The organism is Peptoniphilus sp. DNF00840, assembly GCF_001553125.1.
Classification (GTDB): Bacteria; Bacillota; Clostridia; order Tissierellales; family Peptoniphilaceae; genus Peptoniphilus_A; species Peptoniphilus_A vaginalis.
Window position 1 is genome coordinate 1 of sequence record NZ_KQ960232.1, and the last position, 23,114, is coordinate 23,114.

General features: G+C 36.2%; 39 protein-coding genes. 2 read left to right on the plus strand and 37 right to left on the minus strand.

The genetic code is table 11. The annotated features are described in order from the left end of the window. Positions 1-756 precede the first annotated feature (756 nt). The 33 genes from HMPREF1864_RS06105 to ahpC all read right to left on the minus strand — a co-directional run bounded on the left by HMPREF1864_RS06105 (position 757) and on the right by ahpC (position 17,917). A complete protein-coding gene (locus HMPREF1864_RS06105; RefSeq protein ID WP_062571945.1) occupies positions 757-1,293 on the minus strand; it encodes a methylated-DNA--[protein]-cysteine S-methyltransferase in 537 nt (178 codons plus the stop codon). Positions 1,294-1,340: 47 nt separating this feature from the next. Further along, the gene (gene rplQ, locus HMPREF1864_RS06110) at positions 1,341-1,682 is read right to left on the minus strand and encodes a 50S ribosomal protein L17 (RefSeq protein ID WP_062571946.1); all 342 of its coding nucleotides are present in this window, start codon (positions 1,680-1,682) and stop codon (positions 1,341-1,343) included. A 10-nt stretch (positions 1,683-1,692) separates the two neighbouring features. Beyond that, positions 1,693-2,640 (minus strand): DNA-directed RNA polymerase subunit alpha, encoded by a 948-nt coding sequence (locus tag HMPREF1864_RS06115; protein ID WP_062571947.1) that lies wholly within the window; start codon positions 2,638-2,640, stop codon positions 1,693-1,695. A 26-nt stretch (positions 2,641-2,666) separates the two neighbouring features. After that, the gene (gene rpsK, locus HMPREF1864_RS06120) at positions 2,667-3,062 is read right to left on the minus strand and encodes a 30S ribosomal protein S11 (protein WP_005957371.1); all 396 of its coding nucleotides are present in this window, start codon (positions 3,060-3,062) and stop codon (positions 2,667-2,669) included. 12 nt (positions 3,063-3,074) lie between these two features. Further along, complete coding sequence (rpsM, locus tag HMPREF1864_RS06125; protein ID WP_005957375.1) at positions 3,075-3,437, minus strand: 30S ribosomal protein S13; 363 nt, start codon at positions 3,435-3,437, stop codon at positions 3,075-3,077. Between the two features lie 11 nt (positions 3,438-3,448). After that, the gene (rpmJ, locus tag HMPREF1864_RS06130; protein ID WP_005957387.1) at positions 3,449-3,562 is read right to left on the minus strand and encodes a 50S ribosomal protein L36; all 114 of its coding nucleotides are present in this window, start codon (positions 3,560-3,562) and stop codon (positions 3,449-3,451) included. 22 nt (positions 3,563-3,584) lie between these two features. After that, positions 3,585-3,803 (minus strand): translation initiation factor IF-1, encoded by a 219-nt coding sequence (gene infA / locus HMPREF1864_RS06135; RefSeq protein ID WP_005957367.1) that lies wholly within the window; start codon positions 3,801-3,803, stop codon positions 3,585-3,587. Between the two features lie 18 nt (positions 3,804-3,821). Further along, positions 3,822-4,043, minus strand: coding sequence for a KOW domain-containing RNA-binding protein (locus HMPREF1864_RS06140; RefSeq protein ID WP_231723510.1), 222 nt, complete (start codon positions 4,041-4,043; stop codon positions 3,822-3,824). Between the two features lie 36 nt (positions 4,044-4,079). Beyond that, the gene (locus HMPREF1864_RS06145) at positions 4,080-4,721 is read right to left on the minus strand and encodes an adenylate kinase (protein ID WP_062571948.1); all 642 of its coding nucleotides are present in this window, start codon (positions 4,719-4,721) and stop codon (positions 4,080-4,082) included. 9 nt (positions 4,722-4,730) lie between these two features. After that, positions 4,731-6,011, minus strand: coding sequence for a preprotein translocase subunit SecY (secY, locus tag HMPREF1864_RS06150; protein WP_062571949.1), 1,281 nt, complete (start codon positions 6,009-6,011; stop codon positions 4,731-4,733). Beyond that, on the minus strand, positions 6,011-6,460 hold the full coding sequence (gene rplO, locus HMPREF1864_RS06155) for a 50S ribosomal protein L15 (RefSeq protein ID WP_062571950.1): 450 nt from the start codon (positions 6,458-6,460) through the stop codon (positions 6,011-6,013). The genes secY and rplO overlap by 1 nt, the downstream gene beginning before the upstream one ends. Positions 6,461-6,473: 13 nt before the next feature. Then, entirely contained in the window at positions 6,474-6,650 is a 177-nt protein-coding gene (gene rpmD / locus HMPREF1864_RS06160; RefSeq protein ID WP_062571951.1) for a 50S ribosomal protein L30, read from the minus strand. 10 nt (positions 6,651-6,660) lie between these two features. Further along, positions 6,661-7,167: a 30S ribosomal protein S5 gene (gene rpsE, locus HMPREF1864_RS06165; protein ID WP_062571952.1), complete on the minus strand. Its 507-nt coding sequence runs from the start codon at positions 7,165-7,167 to the stop codon at positions 6,661-6,663. Positions 7,168-7,180: 13 nt separating this feature from the next. After that, positions 7,181-7,543, minus strand: a complete 363-nt coding sequence (rplR, locus tag HMPREF1864_RS06170; RefSeq protein WP_062571953.1) for a 50S ribosomal protein L18 — start codon at positions 7,541-7,543, stop codon at positions 7,181-7,183. 15 nt (positions 7,544-7,558) lie between these two features. Beyond that, positions 7,559-8,095, minus strand: coding sequence for a 50S ribosomal protein L6 (gene rplF / locus HMPREF1864_RS06175; protein WP_062571954.1), 537 nt, complete (start codon positions 8,093-8,095; stop codon positions 7,559-7,561). A gap of 14 nt (positions 8,096-8,109) precedes the next feature. Next, positions 8,110-8,505, minus strand: a complete 396-nt coding sequence (rpsH, locus tag HMPREF1864_RS06180) for a 30S ribosomal protein S8 (RefSeq protein ID WP_062571955.1) — start codon at positions 8,503-8,505, stop codon at positions 8,110-8,112. Between the two features lie 30 nt (positions 8,506-8,535). Then, positions 8,536-8,721, minus strand: coding sequence for a type Z 30S ribosomal protein S14 (locus HMPREF1864_RS06185; RefSeq protein WP_005957510.1), 186 nt, complete (start codon positions 8,719-8,721; stop codon positions 8,536-8,538). A gap of 11 nt (positions 8,722-8,732) precedes the next feature. Continuing rightward, entirely contained in the window at positions 8,733-9,278 is a 546-nt protein-coding gene (gene rplE / locus HMPREF1864_RS06190) for a 50S ribosomal protein L5 (protein ID WP_062571956.1), read from the minus strand. Between the two features lie 11 nt (positions 9,279-9,289). Then, positions 9,290-9,598, minus strand: coding sequence for a 50S ribosomal protein L24 (gene rplX, locus HMPREF1864_RS06195; RefSeq protein WP_005957468.1), 309 nt, complete (start codon positions 9,596-9,598; stop codon positions 9,290-9,292). A 14-nt stretch (positions 9,599-9,612) separates the two neighbouring features. After that, positions 9,613-9,981, minus strand: coding sequence for a 50S ribosomal protein L14 (rplN, locus tag HMPREF1864_RS06200; RefSeq protein WP_062571957.1), 369 nt, complete (start codon positions 9,979-9,981; stop codon positions 9,613-9,615). Positions 9,982-10,004: 23 nt separating this feature from the next. Next, positions 10,005-10,259, minus strand: coding sequence for a 30S ribosomal protein S17 (gene rpsQ / locus HMPREF1864_RS06205; RefSeq protein ID WP_062571958.1), 255 nt, complete (start codon positions 10,257-10,259; stop codon positions 10,005-10,007). A gap of 4 nt (positions 10,260-10,263) precedes the next feature. Beyond that, entirely contained in the window at positions 10,264-10,470 is a 207-nt protein-coding gene (rpmC, locus tag HMPREF1864_RS06210; protein WP_060800689.1) for a 50S ribosomal protein L29, read from the minus strand. Then, positions 10,460-10,891, minus strand: a complete 432-nt coding sequence (gene rplP / locus HMPREF1864_RS06215; RefSeq protein WP_005957418.1) for a 50S ribosomal protein L16 — start codon at positions 10,889-10,891, stop codon at positions 10,460-10,462. Before rplP ends, rpmC begins: the two co-directional genes overlap by 11 nt. 17 nt (positions 10,892-10,908) lie before the next feature. After that, positions 10,909-11,664 (minus strand): 30S ribosomal protein S3, encoded by a 756-nt coding sequence (gene rpsC, locus HMPREF1864_RS06220; protein WP_062571959.1) that lies wholly within the window; start codon positions 11,662-11,664, stop codon positions 10,909-10,911. Positions 11,665-11,675: 11 nt separating this feature from the next. Next, positions 11,676-12,011, minus strand: a complete 336-nt coding sequence (gene rplV, locus HMPREF1864_RS06225; protein WP_005957388.1) for a 50S ribosomal protein L22 — start codon at positions 12,009-12,011, stop codon at positions 11,676-11,678. A gap of 11 nt (positions 12,012-12,022) precedes the next feature. Continuing rightward, complete coding sequence (gene rpsS / locus HMPREF1864_RS06230; protein WP_005957452.1) at positions 12,023-12,307, minus strand: 30S ribosomal protein S19; 285 nt, start codon at positions 12,305-12,307, stop codon at positions 12,023-12,025. A gap of 13 nt (positions 12,308-12,320) precedes the next feature. Continuing rightward, complete coding sequence (gene rplB, locus HMPREF1864_RS06235; protein WP_062571960.1) at positions 12,321-13,151, minus strand: 50S ribosomal protein L2; 831 nt, start codon at positions 13,149-13,151, stop codon at positions 12,321-12,323. Between the two features lie 18 nt (positions 13,152-13,169). Further along, complete coding sequence (gene rplW / locus HMPREF1864_RS06240; protein ID WP_062571961.1) at positions 13,170-13,457, minus strand: 50S ribosomal protein L23; 288 nt, start codon at positions 13,455-13,457, stop codon at positions 13,170-13,172. Then, entirely contained in the window at positions 13,457-14,080 is a 624-nt protein-coding gene (gene rplD, locus HMPREF1864_RS06245) for a 50S ribosomal protein L4 (RefSeq protein ID WP_062571962.1), read from the minus strand. The genes rplW and rplD overlap by 1 nt, the downstream gene beginning before the upstream one ends. Before the next feature lie 17 nt (positions 14,081-14,097). Further along, on the minus strand, positions 14,098-14,730 hold the full coding sequence (gene rplC / locus HMPREF1864_RS06250; RefSeq protein ID WP_062571963.1) for a 50S ribosomal protein L3: 633 nt from the start codon (positions 14,728-14,730) through the stop codon (positions 14,098-14,100). A 58-nt stretch (positions 14,731-14,788) separates the two neighbouring features. Next, positions 14,789-15,106, minus strand: coding sequence for a 30S ribosomal protein S10 (rpsJ, locus tag HMPREF1864_RS06255; protein ID WP_005957385.1), 318 nt, complete (start codon positions 15,104-15,106; stop codon positions 14,789-14,791). Between the two features lie 718 nt (positions 15,107-15,824). Beyond that, entirely contained in the window at positions 15,825-17,348 is a 1,524-nt protein-coding gene (ahpF, locus tag HMPREF1864_RS06260; protein ID WP_062571964.1) for an alkyl hydroperoxide reductase subunit F, read from the minus strand. Then, positions 17,348-17,917 carry an alkyl hydroperoxide reductase subunit C gene (gene ahpC, locus HMPREF1864_RS06265; RefSeq protein ID WP_062571965.1) on the minus strand — a complete coding sequence of 190 codons (570 nt, stop codon included), beginning with the start codon at positions 17,915-17,917 and terminating at the stop codon, positions 17,348-17,350. Before ahpC ends, ahpF begins: the two co-directional genes overlap by 1 nt. A 481-nt stretch (positions 17,918-18,398) precedes the next feature. On the opposite strand from ahpC, the gene HMPREF1864_RS06270 reads away from it, so the two are divergent. Both HMPREF1864_RS06270 and HMPREF1864_RS06275 read left to right on the plus strand, forming a co-directional pair. Then, the gene (locus HMPREF1864_RS06270) at positions 18,399-19,196 is read left to right on the plus strand and encodes an electron transfer flavoprotein subunit beta/FixA family protein (RefSeq protein ID WP_062571966.1); all 798 of its coding nucleotides are present in this window, start codon (positions 18,399-18,401) and stop codon (positions 19,194-19,196) included. Positions 19,197-19,204: 8 nt separating this feature from the next. After that, positions 19,205-20,200, plus strand: a complete 996-nt coding sequence (locus HMPREF1864_RS06275; RefSeq protein ID WP_062571967.1) for an electron transfer flavoprotein subunit alpha/FixB family protein — start codon at positions 19,205-19,207, stop codon at positions 20,198-20,200. A gap of 109 nt (positions 20,201-20,309) precedes the next feature. Here HMPREF1864_RS06275 and HMPREF1864_RS06280 read toward each other — a convergent pair whose 3' ends face one another. The 4 genes from HMPREF1864_RS06280 to HMPREF1864_RS06295 are packed head-to-tail and all read right to left on the minus strand — an operon-like array spanning position 20,310 to position 23,113. After that, the gene (locus HMPREF1864_RS06280; protein WP_062571968.1) at positions 20,310-21,002 is read right to left on the minus strand and encodes an LrgB family protein; all 693 of its coding nucleotides are present in this window, start codon (positions 21,000-21,002) and stop codon (positions 20,310-20,312) included. Beyond that, entirely contained in the window at positions 20,995-21,345 is a 351-nt protein-coding gene (locus HMPREF1864_RS06285; protein ID WP_062571969.1) for a CidA/LrgA family protein, read from the minus strand. The genes HMPREF1864_RS06280 and HMPREF1864_RS06285 overlap by 8 nt, the downstream gene beginning before the upstream one ends. Positions 21,346-21,358: 13 nt before the next feature. Then, positions 21,359-22,330 (minus strand): electron transfer flavoprotein subunit alpha/FixB family protein, encoded by a 972-nt coding sequence (locus HMPREF1864_RS06290; RefSeq protein ID WP_062571970.1) that lies wholly within the window; start codon positions 22,328-22,330, stop codon positions 21,359-21,361. Positions 22,331-22,342: 12 nt separating this feature from the next. Continuing rightward, positions 22,343-23,113 carry an electron transfer flavoprotein subunit beta/FixA family protein gene (locus tag HMPREF1864_RS06295; RefSeq protein ID WP_062571971.1) on the minus strand — a complete coding sequence of 257 codons (771 nt, stop codon included), beginning with the start codon at positions 23,111-23,113 and terminating at the stop codon, positions 22,343-22,345. Between the last annotated feature and the right edge of the window lies 1 nt (position 23,114).

A 23,114-nucleotide genomic window follows, 5' to 3' on the forward strand; every position in this document is an offset into this window, starting at 1 on the left:
TTTATTTGTGTCGCATTTAATTTTACAACTTATCATTATTTATAAATTCAATCGCTTAACTCAAACAATTGAATTTTTTAACGGCTGTCTTGCCTTACGGGGTTCTTTAAACTTAGTTCACGGTTTTACCATTGCACGTGTTCAAACTTATGTTAAGTTACTTACCAAGACCTAACAACTATAAAAACTTGAGCATCAAAAAAAGCTTAATCGGTAAATGATTAAGCTTAATCTTTTTATAAGTTTCTATTTAATTAGAAATTAACTGTTTTCCATGACTCATAAAGAAACTATATCTTAAGAATTAATTTTGAAGTCACAAATCTTTATAACATAACAATAAAACACAACTCAATAACTATTTGTAAGGAGATAACTTTTCACAACTTCACAACAAAGTTGAACTTTTGGTTTAAGCAGTGAACTAATCGAGCGCCCCAGCTTGTTGAAGTCTTATGAGTTTTTAAAGTTTGCCAATATGCTGCAAGCTAATAAGGTAGTAAGCAAAAAGTTCGGAGACGTTAAAAAAATTTCACTGTTTGAGCGAAGCGAGTTTGAAATTTTTAGTCGGAGAGCTTTTTGCGTATTAATGGGTCGGGCCCCTGCCAGAGCGATGGGGTCAGGGGGGAGGTTTAAGGAGGGGGTCAGGGGCCTCGCCCGCCCCTGGCTCCCCCTCCTTAGAAAGAATTATAAAAACGTCAGCTTTTAATAAAACTTTTTAAAGAAAACTTCTTTAAGCATTTTTAAAAACCCTTTTTACTTTTTCCTCTTCCCCTCAAGCTCCAAGAGCTTCCTCTTAACTTCAATTCCCCCTGCATACCCTCTTAAACTCCCATCACTTCCTATTACCCTGTGGCAGGGTATTATCAAAGAGATTGGGTTGTGACCTACTGCTCCACCAACTGCCTGGTTGGATACTCTCTCATACTTCCCACTTGTAAGTAAAGCTTCTCCCACTTCTTTATAGGTCCTTGTCTCTCCATAGCCTATCTTAAGTAAGATGTCCCAGACGTCTTTTCTAAATTCACTTCCTCTAACTTTAATTGGAGGAATAAAGCCTGGATCTTCTCCTGAGAAATATTTATCTAACCAAGCTTCTGTAAGTTTTAAAATTTTATAGTCTTCTTCTTTAGAATCCTGTAAAGCAGTTTCATCAATCTCAACTATCTCACTATCTCTTAGTCTCTCTTCATATTCTTTTTGACGCTCTAAGTAGAGTCCAAGCAAGGCTTCTTCATCGAACACTATTAATATGTCCCCCAACAATGACTTGTACAATTTTTTGTAAAGCATATTGCCTCCAAAAGTTTATAAAAAAAAGGAAACCCCATTGGATTTCCTTATACTAATTCTAGAATTGAAATTTCTGCGCCGTCTCCACGTCTTGGACCCATCTTTAAAACTCTAGTGTATCCACCGTTTCTGTCAGCATATTTTTCTGCATACTCAGTAAATAGTTTTGTTACAACATCTTCTGAATAAATATATGCTAAAGCTTGTCTTCTTGCGTGAAGATCGCCTCTTTTTCCAAGTGTAATCATACGATCAGCAATTTTTTGAACTTCTTTTGCTCTTGTGTGAGTAGTTTGAATTCTACCTTCAGCTAAGAGAGAAGTAACAAGGTTTCTTAGCATTGCACGTCTATGACTTGAATTACGGCCAAGTTTTCTATTTTTTGCCATAATATCCTCCTTATTCTTCTTCTGGTTTGAGGCTTAAGCCTAACTCATCAAGTTTTTCAGTTACTTCTAGTAGAGATTTTCTACCAAGATTTCTAACCTTCATCATTTCACTTTCAGTTTTATTAGTTAGTTCCTCAACACTATTTATGCCTGCTCTCTTTAAGCAGTTGAATGATCTTACAGATAAGTCTAATTCTTCAACTGTCATTTCGAGAACTTTTTCCTTTTGATCCTCTTCTTTTTCAACCATCAAATTTATTTCACTGACATGTTCTTTTAGGCCAATGAAGAGTTCAAGATGTTCTGTCAAGATTTTTGCTGCAAGAGATGTTGCTTCATCAGCTTTCATTGAACCATCTGTTGTAACTTCAAGAATTAATCTATCGTAATCTGTTCTTTGTCCAACTCTTGTGTTTTCAACCTTCCAGTTTACTTTTTCCACAGGAGTGAAGTTAGAATCCATAGGAATAATTCCTATTTCAGATATTTCATCCTTCTTAAGTTCAGAAGGTTCGTAGCCTCTTCCCTTTTCCACCATCATTTCAAGATAGAAATCAGCATCATCATTTAGGGTTGCTATATGTTGATCTGGATTAATAACACTTACGTGCGGAACAAGTTCAATATCAGAGGCTTTTATTTCACCCTTGCCCTTTTTTTCTATTACTAGTTTTACAGGCTCATCTTCAGTCATCTTTAAAACTATAGATTTAATATTTAAAACTATTTCAGGTACATCTTCCAATACCCCTGGAATTGTATCAAATTCATGTTCAACGCCACGTATATTGATAAAAGATACAGCTGCGCCTGGTAGAGAGGAAAGTAACACTCTTCTTAAGGAATTTCCAATAGTGATACCAAATCCAGCTTCTAGAGGTTCAACGACAAACTTGCCATATAAACCTGATTCATCTAATTCTTCAATACTAATTCTAGGTTTTTCAATTTCAATCATGGGTACCCTCCTTCTCGGTAAATAGTTTAGACTCTTCTACGTTTTGGTGGTCTACATCCATTGTGAGGAATTGGAGTAACATCTTTAATCATTGTTACTTCAAGACCTGATGCTTGAAGAGATCTAATAGCAGCTTCTCTTCCTGAACCTGGACCCTTAACATATACGTCAACGCTTTTTAGTCCGTGTTCTTTAGCTTTTTCAGCTGCTTCTTGTGCTGCTTCTTGAGCTGCAAAAGGAGTAGACTTTCTTGAACCTCTAAATCCAAGTTGTCCAGCACTAGCCCAAGATATAACATTACCGTTAATATCAGTAAGAGTAACCATAGTGTTGTTAAATGTTGAAGCTATATGTGCTTCACCTTTTTCAATATTTTTACGTACACGTCTTCTAGCACGTGTAGCTTTTTGTTTTTTTGCCATTTAAGTCCCCCCTTACTTACCCTTAGAAACAAGTTTCTTAGGACCTTTTCTTGTCCTAGCATTTGTCTTAGTCTTTTGTCCTCTTACAGGAAGACCCATTTTATGTCTTCTTCCACGGTAGCAGTTAATTTCACGAAGTCTCTTGATGTTCATAGCAACATCACGACGTAAATCACCTTCTACGTGGTACTTATCTATTTCTTCTCTAATCTTAGCAAGTTCTGCTTCTGTAAGGTCTTTAACACGAGTGTCAAAGTCTACGCCAGCTGCAGTTAATATTTCTTGAGATCTGGGTTTTCCAATACCATAGATGTAAGTGAGTCCAATTTCAACTCTTTTTTCTCTAGGTAAATCAACACCGGAAATTCTAGCCATAATTACCTCCCTTATCCCTGTCTTTGTTTATGTTTCGGATTTTCACAGATTACCATTACTCTTCCGTTTCTTTTAATTATTTTGCACTTTTCGCACATCTTTTTTACAGATGGTCTTACTTTCATCTAAATGCCTCCTGACTCTGGATTATTTCTTTCTCCAAGTTATTCTACCTCGTGTAAGATCGTAAGGTGAAAGCTCAACTGTCACCTTATCACCAGGAAGAATTCTAATATAATTCATTCTCAATTTACCTGAAATATGAGCAAGTATGATATGTCCATTTTCAAGTTCAACCTTGAAATGAGTATTTGGAAGAGCGTCAACAACAACGCCTTCTACTTCAATTACATCTTCTTTAGCCATATTATTAAGGATCCTCCTTTAGCTATAAGGTAATAGTTTCTTTCTAATATAGATGTCACTAAAGTCACTAACCTCAGTATCTATGACATCCTTATATATATAAAGATGTTTTACCTTTTTTTTCTTTGGTCGATCTAGCTTTCTTAGTTTTCCATCAACGAGCAAGAGAAGGTCATCATCAATAATTTCCATTATGATATAAACCTTGCCCTCATCTCTACCCTTTTTGGATCTTACCACTTGTCCTTTCAAAAGACTAAATGTTTTATCCATGAACTATTCGAGACCAATAACTATATCGTTAAATACCTTGTCAATATCCTTAGCACCGTCAATATCAATTAATAGATTTTGAGCCCTATAGTAATCAATAAGAGGTGCTGTTTGATCAAAGTAAACAGAAATTCTAGTCTTTACAGTTTCTTCAGTATCGTCATCTCTTTGAATAAGCTTAGTGCCGTCCTTATCACAAACTCCTTCTTCCTTTGGAGGATTGAATTTAACGTGATAAGTCATTCCACAAGTTTTACAAACACGTCTTCCAACAGCTCTTTCAATTAAGATTTCAGGATCAACTGAAATGTTAATTACCTTAGTTAGCTTGTCGTCATTCTTATCTAAGATTGAGTCAAGACTAACAGCTTGAGCTACAGTTCTTGGGAAACCGTCTAGTAGAAATCCTTCTTTAGCATCGTCCTTGTTAAGTCTATCTTCAACAAGTGCAATAACAAGATCATCAGGAACTAAAAGACCCTTGTCCATATAAGACTTAGCTTCCTTTCCAAGTTCAGTGTTGTTCTTAATATTTTCTCTAAAGATATCTCCAGTTGAAATATGTGGTATATTGTATCTTTCAACAATATATTCAGCTTGTGTGCCCTTGCCGGCCCCTGGAGGTCCCAATATAACTAATTTCATAATTACCTCCTACTTATTCTTTAAGAATCCACGATAATTTCTCATGATTAATTGTTGTTCTAACACTCTGTGGATTTCAAGTACAACACCAACAACGATGATAATTGATGTTCCACCATAGTTGAATTGTAGACCTGAAATAAGTGTTAGGATAGTTGGAAGAACTGCAAGTATAGAAAGTGCAATTGCTCCCGGCATAACTAACCTATTTAAAGTTCTACCTAAATAATCACTTGTAGGTTTTCCTGCTCTAATACCACTAATAAAACCACCATTAGCTTGAAGGTTCTTAGAGTATTCAACAGTGTTGAACTGGATTGTAGTGTAGAAGAATGTGAAGAATACAATAAGAATTACAGTAAATATTATATAAAGCACAGCTCCTGGTCCTCCAGCTGGAGTTAACCACTTTTGAATCCAGTTTCTAGTTGATTCACTTGTAAACATAGCAATAGTTGCTGGGATAGCAAGTAGTGAGTTAGCAAAGATAATTGGCATAACACCAGTCATTAAAACCTTAATTGGAATATGAGTGGATTGACCACCGTACATCTTTCTACCAACAACTCTCTTTGCATATTGTACAGGAATTCTTCTTTCACCTTCAGTTAGTGTTACTACGAAAACAACAATTGCAATAGCAATTATTACGAATAACACTAAGAATAATGGACTAGACTTTCCTGCCTTAACAAGAGCAACAGATTGAGCTATATCAAGTGGGAATCTTGAAACGATACCTGCAAAAATTAAGATTGAAATACCATTTCCAATTCCGTGTTCAGTAATTTGTTCTCCTATCCAAATTAGTACCGCTGTACCAGCAACTATTGATAGGATAATAGTTGTGTATTCAATAGGGCTTGTTGCGTTAACTGCTTGTCTAAATAGACCAAAAGTATAACCAACTGCTTGAACAAGAGCGATAGCAATAGAAAGGTATCTAGTGTATTTTGCAATAGCCTTTCTACCAGTTTCTCCTTCTTTTGCAAGAGATTCCAATGAAGGAATAGCAATTGTCAAAAGTTGAAGTATGATTGATGCTGTAACATATGGATAAATGTTAGCAGCGAATATTGTAAATCTTCTAAAGTTTCCTCCTGCCATTAAGTCAAGGAAGGAGAAAATTGATCCGCCTGATCCAGAAAAAATTTGTGAAATCACTTGTGAGTTCATATAAGGAACAGCGATATGTGATCCAAGTCTATATAATAGAAGCATGAAAAAAGTGAAAAGCATCTTCTTACGAAGAGATTCAACCTTCCAAGCATCCCTAAAAGTAGAGAGCATTAAATCACCTCGGCCTTTCCTCCGCAAGCCTCAATTTTTTCTATAGCAGATTTTGAGAAATGCTGAGCTTTAACAGTTAATTTAACATTTAATTCACCATCTCCCAAGATTCTAAGTCCGTCTTTAGCCTTACCAGCTTTAATAAATTTATTTTCGATTAAGAATTCAGGAGTGATTTCAGTTCCTTCTTCAAATACATTAAGATCAGCTACGTTTAATACAGCGTATTCTTTCTTAAAGATATTTGTAAATCCTCTCTTAGGAAGACGTCTGAATAGTGGCATTTGCCCACCTTCAAATCCAGGTCTTACTCCGCCGCCACTTCTAGCATTTTGTCCTTTGTGGCCCTTGCCGGAAGTCTTACCAGTACCGGAACCAATTCCACGACCTATTCTTTTTCTAGCTTTTACTCCGCCGCCTTCGTTAGGTCTTAAGTCATGTAACTTCATTAGGTACACCTCCTTATTCTACTACTTCGATCATATAATCGACTTGTTTTAACATTCCTCTAATTTGAGGAGTATCATTTTTTTCAATAACTTGGTTTACCTTCTTAAAACCAAGAGCTTCGATTGTTTTTCTGTGTTTAGGCACTTTACCGATAGGACTTTTAACAAGCTTAATTTTAATTGTACTCATGATTTTCCTCCTATCCTAAAATTTCTTCAACAGATTTATTTCTAAGTTTTGCAACAGATTCTGCAGTCTTAAGAGACTTTAGACCTTCTAGAGTTGCATTAACTACATTTCTTGGGTTGTTAGTACCAATGTTTTTAGTACGAATATCAGAAATACCTGCAAGTTCACATACAGCACGTACTGCACCACCGGCAATAACTCCTGTACCTTCTCTTGCTGGCTTTAAGAAAACTCTACCTGCACCATAAATTCCAGTTACTTGATGAGGAATAGAAGTGTTTAGTAAGTTAATTCTTACAATATTCTTTCTAGCATCTTGTGTTGCTTTTCTTATTGCTTCAGGAACTTCAAGAGCCTTACCAGTACCTACACCAACGTGTCCGTTTCTGTCACCAACTACTACAAGAGCTGAGAACCTAAAGTTTCTACCACCCTTAACTACTTTGGCAACTCTGTTTATAGATACAACTCTTTCTTCAAGATCAAGTTCTGCCGCATTTATTAATGAACGCTTCATTACTTCCTCCTTCTTAGAATTTTAGACCAGCTTCTCTAGCTGCATCAGCAAGTGCTTTGACTTTACCGTGGAATATATATCCACTTCTATCAAAGACAACTTCTTCAATTCCTTTTTCTAATGCTTTCTTAGCAATAGATTCTCCAACAGATTTAGCTGCTTCAATATTTCCAGTGTTTTCTAAATTCAATCCCTTATCAAGTGTAGATGCACTTAATAAAGTATTGCCAGCTTCATCATCAATTAATTGAGCATAAATATGTTTAGATGATCTGTAAACTGAAAGTCTAGGCCTCATTGAAGTTCCGGAGATGTGATTTCTAATTCTTTTGTGTCTTTTAATTCTGTTTTCGTTTCTATTAATTTTATTTAACACTTAAATTCTCCTTTCTTACTTACCAGTCTTACCAACTTTACGTCTTACATGTTCATCAGTATATCTAATACCCTTACCCTTATATGGTTCAGGTTCTCTGAAGCGTCTAATGTAAGCAGCATAAGCGCCAACTTGTTGTTTATCGTTACCTTTAATAATAATTGAGTTAGGAGATGGAACTTCTACTTCAATACCTTCTGGATCTTCTATATCAAGAGGGTGAGAGAAACCTAAGTTAAGAGAAAGAACTTTTCCCTTCTTAGCAGCTCTATATCCTGTTCCAACTATTTCTAGAGATTTTGTATAACCTTCTGTAACGCCAATTATCATATTGTAAATTAGAGTTCTAGTTAAACCGTGAAGTGCCTTAATTCTTTTAATATCATTTGGTCTTTCTACAGTGAGAACTCCGTCATTTAATTCTATTTTTAAATCTTTATCGAAAGATTGTGTTAGTTCACCCTTTGGTCCCTTAACAGTAACTGTTTGGCCGTCAATTTTAACTTCAACGCCCTTTGGGATTTCAATAGGTTTTTTGCCAATTCTTGACATTTTTCACCTCCAAATTACCAAACGTAGCAGATTACCTCTCCGCCAACTTTTTCCTGTCTTGCCAATTTATCTGTAATTATTCCCTTAGATGTAGAGATAATTGCTATTCCAAGTCCTCCAAGAACTTTAGGAACATCGTCGCACTTAACATAAACTCTAAGTCCCGGTTTAGATATTCTCTTTAATCCAGAGATAACTCTTTCACCATCTTGAGAATATTTAAGATCTATCTTAATCATTCCTTGTTTGTCGTCTTCAACAACGTCATATCCTTTGATATAACCTTCATCAAGAAGAATCTTAGCGATTTCTTTTTTGATCTTTGAACAAGGAACATCAACAGATTTGTGTCTTGCATTATTTGCATTTCTAATTCTTGATAGCATATCTGCAATTGGGTCTGTCATCATATCAGTTTGCCTCCTTTCATCTAAGGCTTATTACCAGCTAGCTTTTCTTACGCCAGGAATTTGTCCCTTATACGCAAGTTCTCTAAAGCATATTCTACATATTCCATATTTTTGTAAAACTGAATGTGGTCTTCCACAAATTTTACATCTAGTATATTCACGAGAAGAATACTTTTGTTTCCTCTTTTGTTTAGCAATCATTGATTTTTTAGCCACTTTGTACCTCCTTAAGCCTTAGCAAAAGGCATTCCCATTTTATCTAGGAATTCTTTAGCTTCTTCATCAGTTTTAGCTGTAGTTACTATATTGATGTCCATACCTCTAATAGTGTCTACTTTATCATATTCGATTTCTGGGAAGATAAGTTGTTCTTTAAGACCTAGTGCATAGTTACCTCTGCCATCAAATGCAGTTGGTTTAACACCTCTAAAGTCTCTTACTCTTGGAAGAGCAACATTCATAAGCTTATCTAAGAAATCATACATTCTATCGCCTCTTAGAGTTACCTTAACACCAACATTTTGACCTTCACGAAGTTTAAAGTTGGCTATAGATTTTCTTGCCTTAGTTACAAGTGCCTTTTGACCTGAAATAATAGTTAGGTCTTCAACTGCTGCTTCTAGTGCCTTGTGGTTATCTTTAGCTTCGCCAAGACCAATGTTAATAGTGATCTTTTCAAGTTTCGGTACTTCCATAACGCTTTTATAATTGAAGCGTTCCATTAGGTGGCCCACAACTTCTGTCTTATATTTTTCTTGTAATCTTGAAGTCATTATTCTACCCCCTACTTAATTGTCTTTCCGCTAGACTTAGCAAATCTAACTTTTTTTCCGTCTTCAAATTTATAACCAACTCTAGTAGCCTTTCCTGACGCACTGTCAAAGTACATTACATTAGATACATGAATTGGCGCTTCCATTTTTTCAATTCCACCTGGTGCTTGAGGTCCCTTTGGTTTCATATGTTTAGTTACAACATTAACCTTTTCTACAACAACTAAGTCTTTCTTAGGAATTGTTCTTAGGACTTTACCAGTCTTGCCTTTATCTTTTCCGGCTATAACTTTTACGATGTCATCTTTTTTAATTCTCATATTACACCTCCAAATTATAGTACTTCCGGAGCTAGAGATATGATCTTCATAAAGTTTCCAGCTCTAAGTTCTCTAGTTACAGGTCCAAAAATACGAGTCCCAACAGGGCTTCTATCATCTTTTATTACAACAGCTGCGTTGTCGTCAAATTTGATGTAAGATCCGTCTTTTCTGCTGATTCCCTTGTTTGTTCTTACGATAACTGCCTTTACAACAGAACCTTTTTTGACAACGCCACCGGGTGTTGCATTTTTAACAGAACATACTACAATATCACCAATGCTGGCTGTTCTTCTATTAGTACCACCAAGGACTTTAACAACAGATAGTTCTCTTGCACCTGAATTGTCAGCAACACGCAATCTTGTTTCTTGTTGAATCATGTTATTCTCCTTTCAAGCTAAAATTATTGAGCCTTTTCAATAATTTCTACAAGTCTCCATCTTTTATCTTTACTTAGTGGTCTAGTTTCCATAACTCTTACGCGATCACCAATACCACATTCATTATTTTCATCATGAGCCTTGAAATTAGTAGACTTCTTAAATCTCTTCTTATAGATTGGATGAGTCTTTAAAGTCTCAGTTTGAACTACAATAGTCTTATCCATCTTATTGCTTACAACAATTCCTGTTATAGTTTTTCTTGAATTTCTTTCCATGAGATTAAGCCTCCTTTCCAACTTCAAGTTCACGTTCTCTAATGATCGTTTTTACTCTTGCTATATCTCTTTTAACACTTTTAATACTTGATGGATTGTCAAGTTGGCCAGTTGCCAATCTAAATCTCAAATTAAAAAGTTCATTTTTAAGTTCATTAACTTTATTATTTAAATCTTCGCTAGACATCTTGCGAATTTCATTAGCCTTCATTTGAGTCACCATCCTTATCTTTCATAACGAATTTTGTTTTAATAGGGAGTTTCATTGATGCAAGTCTCATAGCTTCTCTTGCAACTTCTTCTGAAACACCACCCATTTCAAATAAAACTCTTCCTGGTTTAACAACTGCTACCCAGTATTCTGGTGCACCTTTACCGGAACCCATACGAGTTTCAGCAGGCTTTTCTGTAACAGGTTTGTCTGGGAAAATCTTAATCCAGATATTTCCACCTCTACGAATATATCTTGTCATAGCACGACGTGCCGCTTCTATTTGATTTGAAGTTATCCAACAAGGTTCTAAAGCTTTTATACCATATTCGCCGTATGCAAGCTCATTACCACGCATAGCCTTGCCCTTCATTCTGCCTCTGTGAACTTTACGATATTTTACTCTCTTAGGCATCAACATGACTATTCCTCCCTTCTTTAAGACTCTTTATTTTTATTGTCTTTTCTGTTATTTCTATTGAAATTATTGTTTTTGTTATCGCGTTTCTTGCGATTTCTGTTATCTCTATTATCTCTAGGTTTTCTTCCTCTTTCGTCTTCGATTTCAGGAAGAACTTCACCCTTGTATAACCAAACTTTAACGCCTAGTTTTCCGTAAGTTGTATCAGCTTCAGCAAAACCGTAGTCAATGTCAGCTCTTAAAGTTTGTAGAGGAATAGTTCCTTCAGAATATCCTTCAGTTCTTGCCATGTCGGCACCACCAACACGACCTGCAACAGAAGTCTTAATACCAAGTGCTCCTTGACGCATAGTTCTTTGGATTGCTTGTTTCATAGCACGTCTAAATGCAACTCTTCTTTCAAGAGCTTCAGCAATACCTTCAGCAACAATTTGTGCATCTAGGTCTGGGTTTTTAATTTCTTCTACATTTATTACAACAGATTTATCTGTAAGTTTTTCAATTTCAGTTCTTAGTTCTTCAACTCCAGCACCGCCACGGCCAATTACCATACCAGGCTTTGCTGTATTAATAGAAATTTTAACTCTATTAGCAGCTCTTTCGATTTCGATTTTAGAGATACCTGCAGCATAAAGTTTTTTCTTTACGTAATTTCTAATATTGTTGTCTTCAACTAATAGATCGGCAAAATTTTTCTTATCTGCGTACCATTTTGAATCCCAATCTTTGATTACTCCAACACGAAGTCCATGTGGGTTTACTTTTTGACCCATTCTCTACCTCCTTACTCTCTTTCTGCTACTACAACGCCAATGTGACTTGATCTCTTTAAAATTGGATAAGCCATACCTTTAGCCTTAGGACGGAATCTCTTCATTGTTGGGCCTTCGTTTGCGTAAGCCTTTTTAACATAAAGATCTCCTCTGTCTAGGTTAAGGTTGTTTTCAGCGTTAGCTACAGCTGAATGTAGTACCTTATATAGTTCATGAGCTCCTCTTTTATTAGTAAACTTTAAAATAGAGAGGGCTTCATCAACGCTTTTTCCGCGTATTTCTGCGCAAATATAGTTCACCTTTAGAGGTGATATTCTTACATATTTAGCAATTGCTTGTGCTTGCATTATAACCCTCCTTACTTAAGTGTAGTACTCTTTTCGCTCTTGCCGCCATGGCCTCTATATGTTCTTGTTGGAACAAATTCACCTAATTTATGTCCTACCATGTCTTCAGTAATGTATACTGGCACATGTTTTCTGCCGTCGTGAACAGCAATTGTGTGAGAAACAAATTCAGGGAAAATAGTTGAGCGACGAGACCAAGTTTTAATTACTTTGTGTTCGTTCTTATCATTAAGCTCGTCAACCTTCTTTAGAAGGTGTTCATCAGCAAATGGTCCTTTTTTTATTGATCTACTCATTAATACCCTCCGATTACTTAGTTCTTCTTCTTACAATGTACATGTCAGATTTTTTAGATTTCTTTCTAGTCTTAAGTCCTAGAGCTTTCTTGCCCCAAGGAGTCATTGGTGAAGGTCTACCAATTGGAGTTCTACCTTCCCCACCACCATGAGGGTGATCAACAGGGTTCATTGCAGATCCTCTTACGTGAGGTCTCTTTCCAAGATATCTGCTCTTACCTGCCTTACCTAAAGTGATAAGTTCATGAGAAATATTTCCAACTTGTCCAATAGTTGCCCTACATCTTAGGTCGATTAATCTAAATTCACCTGAAGGAAGTCTAAGTTGAGCGAACTTTCCTTCTTTTGCCATAAGTTGTGCAGATGAACCAGCAGATCTTGCAATTTGTCCACCCTTACCTGGAGTCATTTCGATGTTGTGTACTGTTGTACCAACTGGAATGTCAGCAAGTCTTAGTGTGTTACCAACTTTAATATCTGCATCTGAACCAGATTCAACTACATCTCCTACCTTTAAACCATTTGGTTGGATGATGTATCTTTTTTCACCATCAGCATAGTTTAGAAGAGCAATGTAAGCTGTTCTGTATGGATCATATTCAATAGCTGCTACTCTTGCAGGAATATTGTCTTTATCTCTCTTTAAATCTATAATTCTGTATTTTCTTTTAACTCCGCCGCCTCTGTGTCTACTAGTAATTCTACCGTGAGCATTTCTACCGGCAGTCTTGTTGATAGTTGTTACAAGAGATCTTTCAGGTGTTGTCTTAGTTATCTCTTCGAATGTAGCAACTGTCATCTTTCTACGGGAAGGAGTTGTAGGTTTAAATCCTCTAATCGCCATTATTAATACCTCCTACTATCAGATAGAATCAAAAAATTCTATCGGCTCTGAGTCATCAGTAAGCTTAACTATAGCCTTTTTCCATGAAGGACGTCTTCCTTGATGAACTCCTTGTCTTTTAAGTTTACCACGCATATTTATTGTATATACTTTTTCAACCTTAACGCCGAAGATTTCTTCAACAGCTTCTCTGATTTCAGGTTTTGTAGCAGTTTTAACAACTTCAAAAGTGTATTTGTTTTCTGCCATCATGTCCATACTTTGTTCAGTGACTAAAGGTCTTTTTATAACGTCAAATTTATTCATCAGTTAAAAACCTCCTCAACAACATCAAGTGCAGACTTTGTGATAACAAGGTTATCGTACTTTAATAAGTCATATACGTTAATGTCTGTAGCTCTTGATGTTTTAACACCAGCGATGTTTCTTGCTGCTCTTTGAACATCTTTTTCGTCATCATTAACAACTACAAGTGCTTTCTTACCAGCACCAATATTCTTTAAGATGTTAGCAAAAACTTTTGTCTTAGCTTCTTCCATTTGGATGGAATCAACAAGAATCATTTCGCCGTCTTGTAACTTGCTAGTAAGAACTGACTTAAGAGCAACTCTTCTAGCCTTCTTAGGAGTTGTGTAAGAGTAATCTCTTGGCTTCTTAGCGAATACAACTCCACCGCCTCTCCATTGAGGTGATCTAATAGAACCTTGTCTTGCACGACCAGTTCCCTTTTGTCTCCAAGGCTTTCTTCCGCCTCCACGAACTTCAGCACGTGTCTTAGCAGAGTGAGTACCTTGTCTTTTGTTAGCTAAAATATTTTTAACAACTAAATAAACAGCATGAGTGCTAACAGGAGCAGCAAATAGCCCTTCACTTAGTTCGACTTCTTCAACAGGATTTCCCTTAATGTCAATCATTTGAATTTTAGGCATTTCTTAACCTCCCTATCTTATTTAGTTATTTTAACAGTGCTTTTAATTCTAACAGTTCCCTTCTTAGGTCCTGGAATAGCACCCTTAACTAAAATTAAATTTTTATCTGTATCTATTCTTACGATTTCTAAGTTTTGTACAGTAACTCTTTCGTTACCCATTTTTCCAGCCATTCTGTGGTTTTTCCAAACTTTTCCTGGATAAGAAGCAGCTCCCATACCACCTGGCATTCTGTGGAATTTAGAACCGTGAGTTTCTCTACCACGTCCGAAGTTGTGACGTTTGATAATACCAGCAGTTCCTTTACCCTTTGAAGTTCCAACAACATCAACGTGTTCTCCAACTTCAAATAAATCTACTTTTATTTCATCGCCTAAGTTGTAAGATTCTACATCGTCAGTTCTGAATTCTGAAAGATGTTTTCTGTATCCTACACCAGCCTTGTCAAAATGTCCCTTCTCAGGTTTGTTTAATCTTCTTTCCTTAACCTCTTGTGCTGCAACTTGGATAGCGTTGTATCCATCGCTTTCGATTGTTTTCTTTTGCACAACAACATTTGGTTCTACTTCAATAACTGAGACAGGAGTGACAGTACCCTCTTCATCAAAAATTTGGGTCATGCCAATTTTTTTACCTACTAAATATTTCATGTTGCACCTCCTAATATTTACAGCGGACTTCTATTTAGAAGTCATATAAAGCAAAGTTTTAAAGTTTAATTTCAATATCTACACCAGCTGGTAGATTTAACTTCATAAGTGAATCTACAGTTTTTTGTGTAGGGTTTAATATATCAATTAGACGCTTGTGAGTTCTTTGCTCAAATTGTTCTCTTGAATCCTTGTACTTGTGTACAGCTCTTATAATTGTGATGATTTCCTTTTCTGTTGGAAGAGGAATTGGTCCAGATACTTCTGCACCGCTCTTCTTAGCAGCATCAACAATTCTTAGCGCTGAATTGTCAAGTAGTTCGTGATCATAAGCTTTAAGTTTAATTCTGATTTTTTGTTTGCCTTTGTTAGACATATTTACCTCCTATTCGCTAAAGCCTTACTTGCGAATGGGGTTATCGATACACGCACCCTGGTGTGTAAAAAGGGCACATTTGAAAAAAATAACCCACGCCCAAGTCCAGCTTGGACTTCTCGGCCATAATTACCTTGAAACTCCTTTTTTTCAACAAAGTCTCAAGCAACTTATGACTTCATCGCAACATTCTTTTTTAAACGCTCAAATATTATATAATAAAAAATCCCACTTGTAAAGGAAATTTACAGGTTTTTTTGAATTTCTTCAGATTTTTTATTAAGAATACTTTCGTTAAAATTTTTTGCATCTAAGTTTATAGGTGCTCCTTCTAATATAGTCTAAAAGTCCTCTATTTGCAAGACTTTATATTTATTTACAAAATTATTTTTAATTTTCTTCCTATTATTAATAAATAATTTTTTCAATTTTATTTTTTATAACTTAACTACTTTTAAAAATTTATTTTTTATAACTTAATCGCTTTTAAAAATTTTCTTCCTATTAATATAGGCTTTTATTTTTTATAAATTTTTCTAACTTATCTCGTAAAAATTTTTTCGCTAAACAAATCTTTTGTTTATAAAATATTTTCTAAGATAGTCCTATGCCTAACCCTTATTATAGAAGAAACAAAAAAAGTATGGCAGACCACCATACTTTTCTTGCACTTTTATTGCTAATTTTTACTTTTATAATTTTTCCAACTTTGAGAAGATTACTTAGACTTAGTCATTAAATAATTGTAGGCTCCTAGGGCAGCTGTTGCACCAGACCCTTCTGCAATAACAATTTGCTTAAAGGCAGAGTTAGTGCAGTCACCTGCTCCGTAAACTCCTTCAAGGCTTGTTGCCCCAAATTCATCTACAATAATTTCTCCACGAGAATTTTTTTCCACCATATCTGCCCATTCAGTCATTGGCACAAGTCCAACTTGGATAAAGCAGCCTTCAGTATTTTCTTCTATGACTTTGCCACTTATCCTGTCCTTGTAAGAAATTTTTTCCAAAACTTTTTCTCCAGTCAAGGCTTGGGTTTCTGCATTAGTAACTATTCTTACATTTTTAAATTCCCTTAGCTTGTCTTGAAGAACCTTATCTGCCTTTAGTTCTGGCAAAAATTCTAGGACTAAGACTTCCTTGGCAAGGCTGGCAAGATCAATGGCAGCTTCGACACCAGAGTTTCCACCACCTATTACTGTTACCTTCTTACCCTTAAAGAGTGGACCGTCACAGTGTGTGCAGTAGGCAACGCCCTTATTCCTAAATTCTATTTCTCCAGGAATTCCAATTAACCTCCACTTGGCACCAGTGGCAATTATTATTGTCTTGGCAAAGAGCTCTCCCCTATTAGTAATAACTTTTAAAGGCTTGCCTTCTTCTATGCCAGTAACACTTGCACCTTCAATAATTTCCACCTTGTACTTGTCCAGATGAGCCTTCACATCATCCATGTACTTTGGTCCCTCTGTGTACTCAATACCAGTGATGTTTTCTATCGAAAGAGTTTCCTTAACTTGACCGCCAAATTCTTCAGCCACAAGTCCAACTTTTATTCCCTTTCTAGCTCCATAGATGGCAGCTGTTGCTCCACCAGGTCCACCGCCAATAACAAGGCTGTCAAAGACAGGTTTTTCCTCTAGCTTTAAGTCCACTTCTTCATGACTAATCTTGTTTAGGATTTCATCTAAAGAAGCCTTGCCATTATTAAAGACTTCAGCGTTTAAGTAAGTTGTTGGAACTGCCAAGACCCCAAGGTCCTCAACGTAGTCTGTGAATACAGACCCGTCAACCATTGTGTGCCTAATCTTTGGATTTAAGACCGCCATAATGTTTAGGGACTGAATAACTTCAGGACAATTGTGGCAGGATAGGCTAACCATAGTTTCAAAATCCATTTCCTCATCAAGGGCCTCTATCCTCTTCCTAGTCTTGTCATCAATCTTTGGAGGACGACCTCCAACTTGCAAGAGGGCAAGGATAAAGGACTCAAACTCATGACCTAGAGGAAGTCCAGCAAAAGTAATTCCACTTACAGACCCAGATGAAAGACTAAAGCTTGGCTTAAACTTCAAATCAGCTTCCTCTAGCTTAATCTTGTCTGTAAGGCTAGCTACTTCATCAACAAAGTCCCTTAACTTTTTTGAATTTTCTGAATCATCAAGGCTAATAGAAATTACAACCTCCCTCTCGAGAAGTTGTAAATATCCCTTAACCTGATTTTTTAAATTTTGATCTAACATTAAATCTTACCAACTAGGTCTAGACCTGGAGTTAAAGTTTCTCCTGATTGCTTCCATTTTGCTGGACAAACTTGACCAGGATTGTTTCTTACAAATTGACCTGCACGAATCTTGTCATAAACTTGGCTTGCATCACGACCAATTCCATCAGCATTGATTTCTAGAGTTTGGATAACTCCATCTGGATCAATGATAAAAGTTGCTCTTTGTGCAAGACCAGCTTCTTCATCAAGAACATCAAAGTCCCTTGCAATAGACTTGTGAGGATCAGCTAACATTGTGAACTCAAGCTTGTTAATAGCTTCAGAGTGGTCGTGCCATGCCTTGTGAACGAAGTGAGTATCAGTTGACATTGAGTAAACTTCTGCTCCAAGTTCCTTTAGTTTGCCATATTGTTCTTGCATATCTTCAAGTTCAGTTGGGCATACGAAAGTAAAGTCAGCAGGATAGAACATTAGAACTGTCCATTTGCCTTCAAAGTCCTTATTAGTAACTTCTACAAACTCTTCCTTACTAGGTGCATAGCCCATAGTTTTAAACTCAGGTATTTTCTTTCCTATTTGTGACATATTGTCCTCCTTATATTTAAATTTTTAAATTGATAACAACTTTCAATATTTAATATACCCCGAAAAATTATCTTCTCTTAAAATTTTTATGATAATTATTTTAATAAAGCCACAAGAATTTATGAGTTTGTTGAAGTTGATTACTTTGTAAAAAATTATGATTTTGTAAAAGTTTATAAAGTCGTAAAAATTTATGAAGTAGAAAAAGCTTGTGACTTCGCAAAAATTTATGAGTTAATAAAAATTTAAGAACTCATAAATTTTTATTAACTCACAGACTTCGATGAAGTAAAAAAATTCTTATCCTCTCCATGTTAATAGGCTTGTAAAAATTTATAAGTTCATTAAAAATTACAAAAATTCCACAAAATAAAACTTAAAAATTTTTGATTATTTTTATCAATTATTTAAATTTTTTATTAATACTTTCAACCTTTTTGGGTATGATATAGACATATGGAATAAAATTTTAGGAGGAACTATGAAAATATTATTACTAATGAAAATTGTTCCTGACACTACAAATGCAAAAATAGATCCGGAAACAAAGAACTTAAAGAGAGATGGGATCAAAACAGTTATTAACCCATCAGACCTTTGTGGTTTAAAATTTGCACTTAATGTCACTGAACAAGTTGAAGAAAATGTACAAATTGACGTCCTAACTATGGGACCACAAGACGCAGAAAAATATCTTCGTGAATGTATCCAAATGGGAGCAGAAGAAGCCTACTTATTAGAAGGCGAAGAGTTCAAAGGTTCTGACACTTATGCAACTTCTTATGCCCTTTCAGAAGCTATTAAGCACATTGGCGACTACGATATAATCTTCACTGGCGACCAAACTATGGACGGAGACACTGGACAAATCGGTCCACAAATTGCCGAAAGACTTGGCATAAACCAAGTGACTTACATTTCCGACATCAACTACAAGGATGGCGAATTTGAAGTTAAGAGAAGGACTGCTGACGGAACTGAAACAGTTTCCTTAAAGACGCCTTTCCTTGCATCTGCCCTAAAGGGTTCAGTTAACAAACCTTCAAAGTTTGCCCTAAAGAGATCTAATATCGCAAAAGAAAAAGAAATTCATAACTTAACTTCTGAATTACTTGGGCTTGACCTTGACAAGATTGGACAAAAGGGATCCCTTACAGTGGTAACAGACCTTTCAGCTCCAGACAAGAATGAAACAGGCAACATAATTGATGAAGGTTCTTCTGAAAAGAACATAGAAGCAATTGTTAAGATAATTGAAGACTCAAAAGTGTTAGTGTAGGTGATAATATGAAAAAAGGAAATATTTGGGTAGTAAATGAAACTTCAGAAGGCTCACTTTCACTTATAACTAAAGAAATGATGTCTATAGCAAGAGAACTTTCTGATGATTTAGATAAAGAACTTGTAGCAGTAGAAATTGGCTACAATAATGATGACAAGGTAAAACTATCAGGCAATCTTGGAGCCGACAAGGTAATCCAAGTATCTGATGAACTTCTAGAAAATTACAACACTTGTGCCTATGCCAAAGTCCTAGAAGGCCTAATGGATAAATACGATCCAGCAATAGTTATGCTTCCAGCATCACACGATGGTCGTGACCTTGCAGGTAGGGTTTCAGCAAAAAGAGGAGTTGGACTTGTTGCCGACTGTTCTAACCTTGAACTAACTGAAGACAAGGAAGACATAAAGTGGATCAGACCATCCTTTGATGGAAAATTATTCTGCGACATTAGAATCCTTTCTGAAACTATGATGGCTACAATTGGTAGAGGGGCCTTCGTTGAAGCTCCTTTCGATGAAGCAAGAGTAGCTGAAGTAATTAAAGAAGATGCAAATATCACAGCAGAAGATGTCAAGACTAAATTCATAAGCTTTGAAGAAGAAGAAATCAATCCACTTCTTGACAAGTTAATGAATGCAAAAGTTGTTGTATCTGGTGGTAGAGGACTTGGCGGACCAGAAAACTGGCACCTAGTAGAAGAACTTGCAGAAGCACTTGGCGGTGCAGTTGGAGCAACTAAGGCTGTAACAGACCTTGGTTGGTGTGACAAGGACCTACAAGTTGGTGTAACTGGAGTTCAAGTAAGACCAGACCTTTACATTGCCCTTGGACTTTCTGGAGCAATCCAACACACTAAGGGAATGGAAGATTCCACAACAATAATTGCCATCAACAACGACCCAGACGCTGCCATCTTTAAGACAGCCCACTATGGAATTGTTGACGACTTATTTAATGTAGTTCCTGGATTAATCGAGGCAATAAAAAATAGAAGATAATGATAAGAAGAACCGAGACAAGTCTCGGTTTTTCTTATCATTAAAAAAGACCTATTGAGGGAGACAATAGGCCTAATTTTTACGTATTCTTTACTTATATTTATATTAATTAAAATAACATTTCTATAACTTTCATTGCAACTGGCATTAGGATTACAGTCACAAGACCTGCCACTGCGATAGAAAGTCCACTCATAGCTCCTTGGATTTCTCCAAGCTTTCTCGCTTCAGAAGTACCAACAGCATGGGAAGAAGTACCAATGGCAACTCCTTGTGCAGTTGGGTCCTTGATTCTAAAGAGTTTCATAATAAGTGGAGCGATTACTGCTCCAGTAACTCCTCTTATAACTACAAGCACTGCAGTTATAGCTGAGGCTCCACCATACTCTTCAGAAAGAGAAATTGCAATTGCTGTTGTGATTGATTGTGGAGTTGAAGAAACCACAAGATTTTCGTCAATGCCCAAGAAGCTTGAAACGAAAACAACAAAGAAGACAGCAATAGCAGAACCTAAAATTGTTCCAGATAAGATTGGGATTAAATTTTTCTTAAGTTCTGGAAGGTTTTCGTACAAATCAACTACCATGGCAACTGTAGCAGGTGCGATAAAGAACATAATAAAGTCCCCGCCTTGCTTGTAATCTTCATAAGGAATACCAGTTACCTTTAAAAATAATATACATAGGGCAATGGATATTAAAAGAGGGTTTGCCAAAGGAGTCTTTAGTTTCTTGTTGATCATCTTACCAATTTCAAAAGTTGCAAAAGTAAGGATGATACCAAAATATTTATTACTAAACATCTTTCCTCCTTTGTAGCAATTCAATAATCTTACCAGTTAGGCCCATTGTTATTGCAGTACCAATAATAACAAGTCCCACAAGTAGGCCTGCCTTGCCCTTGATTTCATCATAGCTATTGATAATGCCAACACCTGCTGGCACAAAAAGAATAGCTAGATTTTGAAGGATACCATTTGAAGTTTTCTTAACATCATCTGGCTCTATAAGTCCCACTGCAAAGGCAATAAAGAGATAGATCATCCCATAAACTGCCTCAGGTATTGGGAAGTTTATTAAGTGTCTTGTCGCTACTCCAAGCATTAGACATACACAGAGTATGACAAATTCCTTTAAATAATTCACAGGTCACCACCTATTAAGCGTTAGCCTTTATTTTTTTCACTTCTTCAATAAATAATGGAAGAACTTGCTTACAATCTCCAACAATTCCAATATCAGCTATGTTAAAGATAGGAGCGTCTTCGTCCTTGTTAATAGCTACAATAAAGTTTGAGTTTTCAATACCAGAAAGGTGTTGAACAGCACCACTTACACCACAACCGATGTATAGGGCTGGAGCAACAATCTTACCTGATTGACCAATTTGTGAAGCCTTTGGAAGTACACCATCATCAATAACAGGTCTTGTTCCTGAAATTGGTGCGCCAAATACGTCAGCTAGTTCTTTAACAAGTGGGAAGATTTCATCAGTTGATGCACCTCTACCACAAGTTACAATGATTGGAGCATCTTCAAGGTTAATAAGTCCTTCGTTTGAAGTAACAATATCCTTGATAACAGCCTTTAGGTCCTTAACTTCATCAATATTTTCTTCTACAAGATTTCCTGCGCCATTAAGGTCGTCTCTCTTGTCAAAGGATCCTGCTCTTACAACAGCAATTCTTGGAGCCTTCATAATTTTTGATTCAGTTAAAACAGTTGCACCGTAAGATGGTGTTACATAAATAACATCTTCTCCTTCAAACTTGATGTCCATTACGTTAGTAATAGAAACTGTGTCAAGACTTGCAGCAGCGTATGGAGCTAGGTCCTTGCCATCAAGAGTCCCTGGGATAAATATGTCTTCACAGTCATATTTTTTAGAAACTTCAACAATAATGTTTGCGAAGTCTTCCATATTATAGGCTTCTCTTTTTACAAGTACAATTTCTTCTGCTCCAGCAGCCTTTAATTTAGCTAATTCTCCATCAGCAAGTTCAAAAGCAATAAGAGCAATAGACTTGCCACCCTTTTCTTTAGCAAGTTCACTTGCCTTAGAAAGAGATTCTAGAGAAAGTTTAATAGGAGCAGCATCTTTAATTTCTATATAAGTTAATATATTTTTCATCTTTTCCTCCTATTATAAAACCTTTTGTTCTAACATTAGGCTAATAGCCTTAGCTACAGTAGCTTCGACTTCTTCTTCTTGGATCTTAACTCCAGCTTCCCTCTTCTTAGGTTCGAAGTCCTTAACTTCTTCAAGGATTGGGCTAGAAGTTGCTTCTACTTCAAAGTCATCAATCTTTTGTCTTCTTGCAGCCATCTTAGATTTTATAGTAGGGTATCTTGGTTCATAGTCTGGTTTTGCAATTGTTACAACAGATGGAAGTAGTGTTTCAACTTGTCTATAACCACCATCAATCTCTTGTTTAGTAACAAGCTTGTCCCCATCTTTTTCCATTGCGATAACAGATGTAACAACACCAAGATCAGACTTGTTTGCAAAGTAAACTCCAACTTGTGAAGCTTCTGCATCTGTAGTTTCTTTACCGAAGCAAATTACATCAAAAGCACCAAGTTCTGCTTCTAATTTTTCTCTTGCTCCCATAAGAATTTCTGTTATAGCCTTAGCATCAAGCTTTCTATAATCGTCATTCTTAACTAAGTAAGCCTTGTCAGCACCAACTGCTAGACAGTTTTTAAGAGAGTTTTTAACCTCTTCATTTCCTATAGAAACTACAACTACTTGACTTTCTTCATTAGCTTCCTTAAGTCTTACAGCCATTTCAAGGGAGTAAGTATCGAAAGCATTAACAACAGGTGTGATATCACAGATAGCAGCTCTGTCCCCTTGGACAGAAACTGCTACTGAGTCATCAGGCACTTCTTTTATAAATACTAGAATATTCATT

Excerpts from the sequence above, each read along its gene's own strand:
- rplV (WP_005957388.1), bottom strand. The coding sequence starts at position 12,011 with ATGCAAGCACAAGCAATTGCTAAATATGTAAGAATATCACCTCTAAAG.
- rplE (WP_062571956.1), bottom strand. The coding sequence starts at position 9,278 with ATGACTTCAAGATTACAAGAAAAATATAAGACAGAAGTTGTGGGCCAC.
- HMPREF1864_RS06105 (WP_062571945.1), bottom strand. The coding sequence starts at position 1,293 with ATGCTTTACAAAAAATTGTACAAGTCATTGTTGGGGGACATATTAATA.
- rpsM (WP_005957375.1), bottom strand. The coding sequence starts at position 3,437 with ATGGCTAGAATTTCCGGTGTTGATTTACCTAGAGAAAAAAGAGTTGAA.
- rpsK (WP_005957371.1), bottom strand. The coding sequence starts at position 3,062 with ATGGCAAAAAAACAAAAAGCTACACGTGCTAGAAGACGTGTACGTAAA.
- rplD (WP_062571962.1), bottom strand. The coding sequence starts at position 14,080 with ATGCCTAAAATTCAAATGATTGACATTAAGGGAAATCCTGTTGAAGAA.
- HMPREF1864_RS06145 (WP_062571948.1), bottom strand. The coding sequence starts at position 4,721 with ATGAAATTAGTTATATTGGGACCTCCAGGGGCCGGCAAGGGCACACAA.
- rpmJ (WP_005957387.1), bottom strand. The coding sequence starts at position 3,562 with ATGAAAGTAAGACCATCTGTAAAAAAGATGTGCGAAAAGTGCAAAATA.
- rplX (WP_005957468.1), bottom strand. The coding sequence starts at position 9,598 with ATGAGAATTAAAAAAGATGACATCGTAAAAGTTATAGCCGGAAAAGAT.
- infA (WP_005957367.1), bottom strand. The coding sequence starts at position 3,803 with ATGGCTAAAGAAGATGTAATTGAAGTAGAAGGCGTTGTTGTTGACGCT.
- rpsC (WP_062571959.1), bottom strand. The coding sequence starts at position 11,664 with ATGGGTCAAAAAGTAAACCCACATGGACTTCGTGTTGGAGTAATCAAA.
- rpsS (WP_005957452.1), bottom strand. The coding sequence starts at position 12,307 with ATGAGTAGATCAATAAAAAAAGGACCATTTGCTGATGAACACCTTCTA.
- ahpC (WP_062571965.1), bottom strand. The coding sequence starts at position 17,917 with ATGTCACAAATAGGAAAGAAAATACCTGAGTTTAAAACTATGGGCTAT.
- HMPREF1864_RS06280 (WP_062571968.1), bottom strand. The coding sequence starts at position 21,002 with ATGTTTAGTAATAAATATTTTGGTATCATCCTTACTTTTGCAACTTTT.
- rplC (WP_062571963.1), bottom strand. The coding sequence starts at position 14,730 with ATGAAATATTTAGTAGGTAAAAAAATTGGCATGACCCAAATTTTTGAT.
- rplF (WP_062571954.1), bottom strand. The coding sequence starts at position 8,095 with ATGTCAAGAATTGGCAAAAAACCTATTGAAATCCCAAAGGGCGTTGAA.
- rplN (WP_062571957.1), bottom strand. The coding sequence starts at position 9,981 with ATGATTCAACAAGAAACAAGATTGCGTGTTGCTGACAATTCAGGTGCA.
- rpmD (WP_062571951.1), bottom strand. The coding sequence starts at position 6,650 with ATGAGTACAATTAAAATTAAGCTTGTTAAAAGTCCTATCGGTAAAGTG.
- rpsJ (WP_005957385.1), bottom strand. The coding sequence starts at position 15,106 with ATGTCTAACAAAGGCAAACAAAAAATCAGAATTAAACTTAAAGCTTAT.
- rplW (WP_062571961.1), bottom strand. The coding sequence starts at position 13,457 with ATGAATAAATTTGACGTTATAAAAAGACCTTTAGTCACTGAACAAAGT.
- rplB (WP_062571960.1), bottom strand. The coding sequence starts at position 13,151 with ATGGCGATTAGAGGATTTAAACCTACAACTCCTTCCCGTAGAAAGATG.
- rpsQ (WP_062571958.1), bottom strand. The coding sequence starts at position 10,259 with ATGGAAAGAAATTCAAGAAAAACTATAACAGGAATTGTTGTAAGCAAT.
- HMPREF1864_RS06270 (WP_062571966.1), top strand. The coding sequence starts at position 18,399 with ATGAAAATATTATTACTAATGAAAATTGTTCCTGACACTACAAATGCA.
- rpmC (WP_060800689.1), bottom strand. The coding sequence starts at position 10,470 with ATGAAGGCTAATGAAATTCGCAAGATGTCTAGCGAAGATTTAAATAAT.
- rplP (WP_005957418.1), bottom strand. The coding sequence starts at position 10,891 with ATGTTGATGCCTAAGAGAGTAAAATATCGTAAAGTTCACAGAGGCAGA.
- HMPREF1864_RS06275 (WP_062571967.1), top strand. The coding sequence starts at position 19,205 with ATGAAAAAAGGAAATATTTGGGTAGTAAATGAAACTTCAGAAGGCTCA.
- rpsE (WP_062571952.1), bottom strand. The coding sequence starts at position 7,167 with ATGAAGCGTTCATTAATAAATGCGGCAGAACTTGATCTTGAAGAAAGA.
- HMPREF1864_RS06295 (WP_062571971.1), bottom strand. The coding sequence starts at position 23,113 with ATGAATATTCTAGTATTTATAAAAGAAGTGCCTGATGACTCAGTAGCA.
- HMPREF1864_RS06115 (WP_062571947.1), bottom strand. The coding sequence starts at position 2,640 with ATGATTGAAATTGAAAAACCTAGAATTAGTATTGAAGAATTAGATGAA.
- secY (WP_062571949.1), bottom strand. The coding sequence starts at position 6,011 with ATGCTCTCTACTTTTAGGGATGCTTGGAAGGTTGAATCTCTTCGTAAG.
- rplO (WP_062571950.1), bottom strand. The coding sequence starts at position 6,460 with ATGAAGTTACATGACTTAAGACCTAACGAAGGCGGCGGAGTAAAAGCT.
- rplQ (WP_062571946.1), bottom strand. The coding sequence starts at position 1,682 with ATGGCAAAAAATAGAAAACTTGGCCGTAATTCAAGTCATAGACGTGCA.
- rpsH (WP_062571955.1), bottom strand. The coding sequence starts at position 8,505 with ATGATGACAGACCCAATTGCAGATATGCTATCAAGAATTAGAAATGCA.
- HMPREF1864_RS06290 (WP_062571970.1), bottom strand. The coding sequence starts at position 22,330 with ATGAAAAATATATTAACTTATATAGAAATTAAAGATGCTGCTCCTATT.
- ahpF (WP_062571964.1), bottom strand. The coding sequence starts at position 17,348 with ATGTTAGATCAAAATTTAAAAAATCAGGTTAAGGGATATTTACAACTT.